Annotated in this window: 7 protein-coding genes and 1 pseudogene; 3 read left to right on the forward strand and 5 right to left on the reverse strand. The window is 28.5% G+C overall.

What is annotated here, in order from left to right:
• Nucleotides 1-161: 161 nt before the first annotated feature.
• Together CBD51_006535 and CBD51_006540 are read left to right on the forward strand one after the other, a co-directional pair.
• The gene (locus CBD51_006535; GenBank protein RPG57850.1) at nt 162-926 is read left to right on the forward strand and encodes an N-acetylmuramic acid 6-phosphate etherase; all 765 of its coding nucleotides are present in this window, start codon (nt 162-164) and stop codon (nt 924-926) included.
• Nucleotides 880-1,146 carry a hypothetical protein gene (locus CBD51_006540; GenBank protein ID RPG57844.1) on the forward strand — a complete coding sequence of 89 codons (267 nt, stop codon included), beginning with the start codon at nt 880-882 and terminating at the stop codon, nt 1,144-1,146. The genes CBD51_006535 and CBD51_006540 overlap by 47 nt, the downstream gene beginning before the upstream one ends.
• On the opposite strand, the gene yaaA is transcribed toward CBD51_006540, so the two are convergent.
• The 3 genes from yaaA to CBD51_006555 are packed head-to-tail and all read right to left on the reverse strand — an operon-like array spanning nt 1,136 to nt 3,234.
• Nucleotides 1,136-1,900, reverse strand: coding sequence for a peroxide stress protein YaaA (gene yaaA / locus CBD51_006545; GenBank protein RPG57845.1), 765 nt, complete (start codon nt 1,898-1,900; stop codon nt 1,136-1,138). The two genes, CBD51_006540 and yaaA, sit on opposite strands and share 11 nt — an antisense overlap.
• A gap of 2 nt (nt 1,901-1,902) precedes the next feature.
• Nucleotides 1,903-2,940 carry a cytochrome-c peroxidase gene (locus tag CBD51_006550; GenBank protein RPG57846.1) on the reverse strand — a complete coding sequence of 346 codons (1,038 nt, stop codon included), beginning with the start codon at nt 2,938-2,940 and terminating at the stop codon, nt 1,903-1,905.
• Nucleotides 2,941-3,234, reverse strand: a complete 294-nt coding sequence (locus CBD51_006555; GenBank protein ID RPG57847.1) for a hypothetical protein — start codon at nt 3,232-3,234, stop codon at nt 2,941-2,943.
• Nucleotides 3,235-3,881: 647 nt separating this feature from the next.
• Between CBD51_006555 and CBD51_006560 the strand changes: the two are divergent.
• Nucleotides 3,882-6,482, forward strand: a pseudogene (locus CBD51_006560) (T9SS C-terminal target domain-containing protein).
• Between the two features lies 1 nt (nt 6,483).
• Here CBD51_006560 and CBD51_006565 read toward each other — a convergent pair.
• Entirely contained in the window at nt 6,484-7,017 is a 534-nt protein-coding gene (locus CBD51_006565; GenBank protein ID RPG57848.1) for a YceI family protein, read from the reverse strand.
• Nucleotides 7,018-7,019: 2 nt separating this feature from the next.
• A complete protein-coding gene (locus tag CBD51_006570; protein ID RPG57849.1) occupies nt 7,020-7,583 on the reverse strand; it encodes a hypothetical protein in 564 nt (187 codons plus the stop codon).
• Nucleotides 7,584-7,605: the final 22 nt, after the last annotated feature.

A 7,605-nucleotide genomic window follows, 5' to 3' on the forward strand; every position in this document is an offset into this window, starting at 1 on the left:
GGAGATGATGGAGATTACTTCTCTAAGTCTAATATTGACCAAGTGATTGATAAATGCTATGATTTAATGTCTGAGTCAAAACCAAATAAATACCCTACCTTATATTAAATTAAGTGAAAAGATTTACTGAACAAGACAGCATATACAAGAATTTAGAAACAATGAAAATTCATGATTTATTAAAAAATATAAATCATGAAGACCAAAAAGTTGCTAAAATTGTTAAACAAGCAATACCCAAAATTGAAAAACTAGTAACAACTATAGTATCAAAATTAAAACTAAACGGTCGACTTTTTTATATTGGTTCAGGTACAAGCGGAAGACTCGGAATTTTAGATGCATCAGAATGTCCTCCTACATTTGGAGTTTCTCATGATAAAGTCATAGGCTTAATTGCTGGTGGGGACTCTGCTATTAGAAAAGCCATTGAAAATGCTGAAGATGACAACTATCAAGCTTGGAGTGACCTAAAAAAATATAATATTTGTAAAGAAGATATTGTAATTGGGATTACAGCATCAGGTACCACGCCATATGTTGTAGGTGGACTGAAAAAATGCTTTGAAAATAATATTTATACTGCTGCTATTATATGTAATGAAAAGATGCCAATATCTAAATACTCTAATAATACAATTAACTTAATAGTAGGTCCCGAATTTGTAACTGGAAGCACTAGAATGAAAGCAGGAACAGCTCAAAAAATGACGCTCAATATGATTTCAACAAGTGTTATGATTAAATTAGGACATATATTAGATAATAAAATGATAGATATGCATATTAATAATGTTAAATTAGAAGAACGAGCAATTAATATAATTATGAACATGTTTCCGATAGATAAAAAAACAGCTAAAATACTGCTAGAAAAATATGGAAATATTAGATCAGTTATTAAATACTACAATGATTCAAAATAAAAAAAAATTTAAAAAGGGAATTCGAAAAATAGCTATTGCTATTGCTTTTTTACCTGGTCCAATACTATTCGTTTTAAGTAGTCATAATAATCACTTAACAGATTCTACTAATCTTATATTTAGCATTTTAGGTATTGGATCAATGGTTACATGTGTAATTTTTGGCTTTTTGGGTTTACGTGATTTATTATCAGGTTTTTTTGACCCTCCTAACGAGTAAAAACTAATGATTGTAAATTAGACTGGGTCTCATCATATGAATAACCAAGTTCCGAAAAATTTTTTAATTGATCTAAATCCTTCACCTTGTTTTTAATTACATAAGCTGCCATACTTCCCCTAGCTTTTTTGGCAAAAAAACTAATAATTTTATAAACATCATTTTTTTTGTCTAAAAATTTAACATCTATAATTTTTTTACATATTTTTTTTGACTTTATTGATTTAAAATACTCATTTGAAGCTAGATTTAACAAGTATTTTGCATTATTACTAGCTAAACTATTATTTAAATACTCTGTGATTTTTTCGTCCCAAAAATCATATAAGTTTTTACCCCTATTATTAGTTAATTTTGTTCCCATCTCTAATCTATAAGGTCTTATTAAATCAAACGGTTTTAAAATTCCGTGAAGACCAGATATTATTCTCAAATATTTTTGAGAATAAAATAAATCGTCGTCCGAAAATGTACCAACATCTAATCCTTTATAAACACCTCCTTTAAAACAAAATATAGCTTGTCGTGAATTAGATAAATTAAAATCTGATGACCAATTTTGATATCTTTTAACATTTAGTTCACTTAATGAATGACTTAAACCCATTAAGGTTGATAATTCGTTTACATGAATTTTTTTTAATTGTGAAATTAACTCCTTACTGTCCTCAATAAAACTAGGAACTGTAAAGTCTTTAAAAGAATTTTTAGTTTCGAAATCAAGTGTTTTTGCAGGTGATAAAATAGCTATCATAATTAATTAAAAGGATTAGATAAATTTTCATTATTAATAAACGACTCATCAGACAAGGTTAATAAAAAGGCCTTTAAATTAATTTTTTCTTGTGATGTCAACAATAAGCCAACACCGATATATTTCATTAAAGGATCGACAGTTGGTGAATCATAACCACCAAAATTATAAAAATCAATTACATCATCCAAAGTGCTAAATCTTCCATCATGCATATATGGAGCAGAATACTCAATATTTCGTAAAGTAGGAGATTTAAACGAACCTTGATCTAAAGGATTACCTGTTACATTATATCGACCTAAGTCTGTAAATTGTGCATCCAATCCATTATTATGAAATGAATTATCCGTAAAAAGACCAATTGGATGACAGTGAAAACAGTCCCCTCTTTCTGTTGAATAAATATTAAAGCCATCTATCTCAGACTCAGTAAAAGCAACTTCACCTCTCAACCATTGATCAAATTTTGAATCTACGGAAATAAGAGTTCTCTCAAATTGTGCTATAGCATTTAAAACTTTAATAGAGTCAATAATTTCATCTCCAAAAGCATCGCAAAATAAAGCTGGATATATACTAGATTTTTGAAGTCTATTAATCACTTCTGACCAGTTATTATTATGCAATTCAATTGAATTAAATATTGGTCTTTCAGCCTGATTTTCTAAGGATTCACTTTTACCATCCCAATCAAAATGAGATTGGAAAGCAGTATTAATTATGGTAGAAGCATTTCTTTCTCCTATAGACTGATTTACACCAAAGCTATATTGAGTGTTATCTCCAAATGCATTTTCCTGCTTATGACAAGAAGCACATGAAACTGTATTATCACTACTTAAAATAGGATCGTAAAACAAATGTCGTCCTAAATTTACACCTTCTTCACTAAGAGGATTATCTAATGGACTATAAGGATCCGGAAAACTTGCTGGGTAAGATAAATTAATTAATGTTGGTGTTCCACAACAATCTTGCTCATATTTATCACATGAAGTTATTATAATAGATAAAATAATAAAAAAAACTATATACATTTAATTAACCTGAATAGTAAAAACATCTCCAACATTTTGATTCAAATTATATTGTGCCTCTATATTTGCCATAATACTAGACCCAAAAGTATTAAAATCATAAATTGGATTATTATAAAAATTATTAACATTCATACTAATATAAATTGAACTTGCAACATTTGTAAATCCATCTTCAGAAAAATTAAAAATAGGCTGCTCAAATGATAAGTCAACTCCATTAGTGGGTCCTGTATGGTTATTATAAAACTGTTCGTTGCCCTCATCATCTATATATTTACCTTCAATTTTCATATAGTGATACCCACCTNGAAAAGCTAGNTTAGTTCCATTTAAATTTGGCCACAACATTAATNAATGAAAATTGTTTGCATTATTAATATATTGATTATCAATATTGTTTTCANTAGAAAAGCCTANTGTAAANCTTATCCCAGTACATTCTGCCGATAAATTATATAAGGTTTTTGTTAATGTTTCAGGATCATCTGTATTAACAAATATGAACTCATCTAATAANTGGTTTGTACCGTCCTCAAAAAATAATATAATATCGCTTAGNACATANAGTAAACGTCTAACACTGTAAATATTACCCGCCGNATTTTCGTAAAAAANATNATCATTTCCATAAACAATTTCCATATCATCTACAAAGTGACTAAAATTAATTTCTAAACAATGATATTCTGNGTTTGANCATGGATATAAACAAGATCCATCCNCATCAGTCGCATTNGAGTTATAATTTTCTGCTGAGGNATCCATACAACCAAAAATTACACATGAACCATCATCTTCAGTAGCGTTAGAATTATAATTTTCTGCTGAAGGATCCGTGCACCCTGATTTAGTACATGAGTNAAANACAAATGCAATAAAAAAGAATACAAGGCNTANAAAAAANCCACTTTTTCTAATAAAAATCATATATTAATGANATGAAAAATTATTTAATAATTATAAAATTAATACTAATTCCGTATATATTNNTNTNTCANGGNGTAATTACTCCTGAATTAAGTNAAATTATAAACAATAATCCACCTAATAAATTAATTCCTATAATTATTGAAGTTAATGATGACTTTGACTTANAATCATTNAGTCTCCATTTTAAAGAAAATAATACCCCCATAAAAAAGAGAGCTTCAATTATTTGTGAGCAAATGACTACAATTGCTCAAGAATCTCAAGAATATATAATAAATGAAATAAAATCAAAACCAACAGAATACTCAAATCTAAAATCTTCATGGATTGTTAATTGCATATTTTTAAACGCTTCTAACCTACTAATTAAAAATCTAGCATTTCATCCAAATATTGAAAGAATACAAATTAAAGATACTCAAGCTGATATAATAGATTACATATTTGGTGAAAATGAAAATCTTGAAATTGAAAATGGCACAGAACCAGGAATTGAGGCAATAAATGTCAGACCATTGTGGGAAATGGGGTATACCGGAAAAAGTACATTAGTATTTAATTACGACACTGGAGTATGGGCTGAACATAACGCCTTCTCAGATAGATTTTTTGGAAATTTTTATCCAATGAATCAATGTTGGGATGGTTATTTTAGTCAAACACCTAATGGACATGTTAGCGATCATGGAACTCATACATTAGGTACTATGGCTGGATTAGTATCTCAAACAAATGACACAATTGGTATTGCATTCAACTCCTATTGGATTGCTAATGACTTTGTCACATCAACGGTTGCTACTCTTCCTCCTATAGAGGATATGATTACATCATTTGAATGGGCATTAAATCCTGATGGCAATACAAGTACTGATTATGATGTTCCTGATGTTATTAACAATTCATGGAGATGGTATAATGAGATAGATACATTTCAATGTTCCGGATATGCAGTTCAATTAATGAATGTTATTGAGGTTAGCGGGATTGCAAATATTTTTTCAGCAGGGAACAACGGTCCCAATAACACTGGTGTTAGATCACCACAGAGAATTAACTCAAATTTGGTAAACACCTTTTGCGTTGGTAGTATTAACGCAAATAATGACGATTACCAAATAAGTTCATTTTCTTGTAGAGGCCCTACACAATGCCCGGGAGAAGGTTCACTAGCTATTTATCCCGAAGTGGTTGCACCTGGTCAAAACATACGATCTGCTTGGGGACAAGATGGATTTAATAGTATTTCAGGTACGTCCATGGCTTCACCTCATGTATCAGGGGCTGTTCTATTGTTGAAAGAAGCATTCCCATTTTTAACAGGGCAAGAAATACTTCTTGCTCTATATAATACTGCTAGTGATCTAGGTGAGATTGGTGAAGACAATACATTCGGGATGGGTATTATTGATGCATATGCTGCNTTTAATTTTCTTGCCAATAACTATGACCCCTTGCCCCCAAATTATATTAGTAATGATTTAGTATTAGAGAAAATTACCAATATACCAAATGAAATTAATTGTGAAGNAAACTTTAATCCTATTTTACATATAATAAATAATACCAATTATTTTATTGACAGTCTAATTGTCTTTTATAAAAATTATTCTCTTTTAAANACAGAAGAGGATTCGCTAATAATTCAAGCTAACNTAAATCCTAATGAAACTACTGAATTTGAATTTGAAAATATCATTAATAATTATTTTGGGGATAATGAGTTTNGTTTTAGAATAGAAAGTCTAGATNCTTTATNAGAATCTGANTATCATAACAACAGAAAAATGGTNAGATTTAAATCTAAACCTACTATTACAATGCCATTTATAGAAAATTTCCAAAATGGAATATCAAATGAATTATGGCANATAGAAAATGAAGACTACTCGAGAACATGGGANACAATAACTACTGCAGGTTTNAATNTAAATAATATTTCTGCATATGTTAACTTATTTGGATACGATCCAAGAGCTGAACAAAAAGACGAATTAATAAGTCCAAATATTTNATTAAATTCNTCATCACCTCAGCTATCNTTTAAATTTGCATATCAAAAATACTCTTCTAGNACATTATGGCAAGANACACTNCAGNTGCTATTATCTACTAATTGTGGTCAAACATTTAATGATACATTATTTTCTTTAGGNGGTGAAGATCTTTCNACATATGACGAAAATATCGCAAATTTTATACCATCNAANGATACTCAATGGNAAGAAGAAATAATTCCTTTGAGCAATTATTTAGATCAAAACATAATGTTGAAATTTGTTACTACAAACTCTAGAGGAAATAATATTTTTATNGACAATATAATTGTTCAAGATGAAAATANTGCCTTGGTTTCTGAAAACNANAATAACCAANTCTATGTATTCCCAAATCCATCAAAAGGCATATTTAAATTATTATTTAATAATACTTTTGTNTATAAAATAGATGTTTTTAATATAGTAGGTGAACAAATTATTAATAGCATTGAGCTAAACAAAATTGTCAATAATTTCGAATTAAATTTAGAAAAAATTAAATCAGGATTATATTTTGTCTCAATAGAGACATTAAAAGGAAAACAAAAAGTTATAATAATTAAAAACTAATTTATTCGCTTCTTTCTTTTAAAAGTCCGGACACACTAACCTGAATTGTATCAGCTATATTCATTCTAACAATTTTTGGAACTTTAATTTTAAAATCTTTTAAATAAACATCAAATGTAGATTTAAATTCTAGTAATTGATTTTGAATATTTAAATCAGTTTTAATAGAAACATCTCTATCTACACCATGAATATTTAAAATACCTTGAGCAATAATTGTTGTTTGTTGATCTTCAAGTATATTAATTTTTTCGCTAAAATTGCCTTTAAAAAAAGAGAGTGAATACTTTTCAGACTCCATATACTTTTCATTAAAATGTTTCTGCATTAAAGAAGAAGGAAAAATAAATGTATTAATGGGAATACGGAAAAAAAAGTTACCAGTCTCTAAATCAACAACTCCTTCTAATTTATTTGAAAGAGCAGCGATATCTTCCAAGGGCGCAGCAGAAAAAAAGGAAACATCAGAATTAGTAACAAATGTTTTCTGAGAAAAACAATGGGTAGATAAAAGTAAAAAAATTAAAATTCTCATAGTTATAAATTAAATTCTCGACTAATATTAAAACCAAAGTGGATACCTCCACTAGACCACGAATTATATGTCCTTGTCATAAAAGAAGCCTCATCCATGCCCATAGAATTTGTGATATGTAATTGAAAAACATGACCTCCAGTTTCAATATCTAATCCAATAGAAAAAGAATTATAATAATCTGATGAATTATGTAAGAATCTGTAAAAATACTCAGAATTAATGGATACACTTTTTGTAATTAAATATCTGAAACCAGTACCTAAAATAAAAATATTATTTTGTTGATTATTATTCTCAACCATATTCCAATGAATTATAGTAGGCATCACTTGAATAGAAAATTGGCTACTTATTTTAGAAGCTATCATAAGTTGATTAGCATAAGAAAGCCTTCCTAAAAAAGGATAATCTGATTGACTTTTTCTAAGAGTGTTTAAATTAAAACTAGATAAGTAAACTAGAGAAAACGGTTGATTTTTTATTCCCTTTGATTGTTTTAATAAAACATATTTCAAATAGCCATCATAAGATTTATTAAATGTACTGCGGCCAATACCAACCATACAATTATTTACCAAACCATAC

It is taken from the genome of Flavobacteriales bacterium TMED191 (genome assembly GCA_002171975.2).
Taxonomy (GTDB): Bacteria; Bacteroidota; Bacteroidia; order Flavobacteriales; family TMED113.

Excerpts from the sequence above, each read along its gene's own strand:
- CBD51_006565 (RPG57848.1), bottom strand. The coding sequence starts at position 7,017 with ATGAGAATTTTAATTTTTTTACTTTTATCTACCCATTGTTTTTCTCAG.
- CBD51_006570 (RPG57849.1), bottom strand. The coding sequence starts at position 7,583 with ATGGTTGGTATTGGCCGCAGTACATTTAATAAATCTTATGATGGCTAT.
- CBD51_006535 (RPG57850.1), top strand. The coding sequence starts at position 162 with ATGAAAATTCATGATTTATTAAAAAATATAAATCATGAAGACCAAAAA.
- CBD51_006555 (RPG57847.1), bottom strand. The coding sequence starts at position 3,234 with ATGAAAATTGAAGGTAAATATATAGATGATGAGGGCAACGAACAGTTT.
- CBD51_006540 (RPG57844.1), top strand. The coding sequence starts at position 880 with ATGGAAATATTAGATCAGTTATTAAATACTACAATGATTCAAAATAAA.
- yaaA (RPG57845.1), bottom strand. The coding sequence starts at position 1,900 with ATGATAGCTATTTTATCACCTGCAAAAACACTTGATTTCGAAACTAAA.
- CBD51_006550 (RPG57846.1), bottom strand. The coding sequence starts at position 2,940 with ATGTATATAGTTTTTTTTATTATTTTATCTATTATAATAACTTCATGT.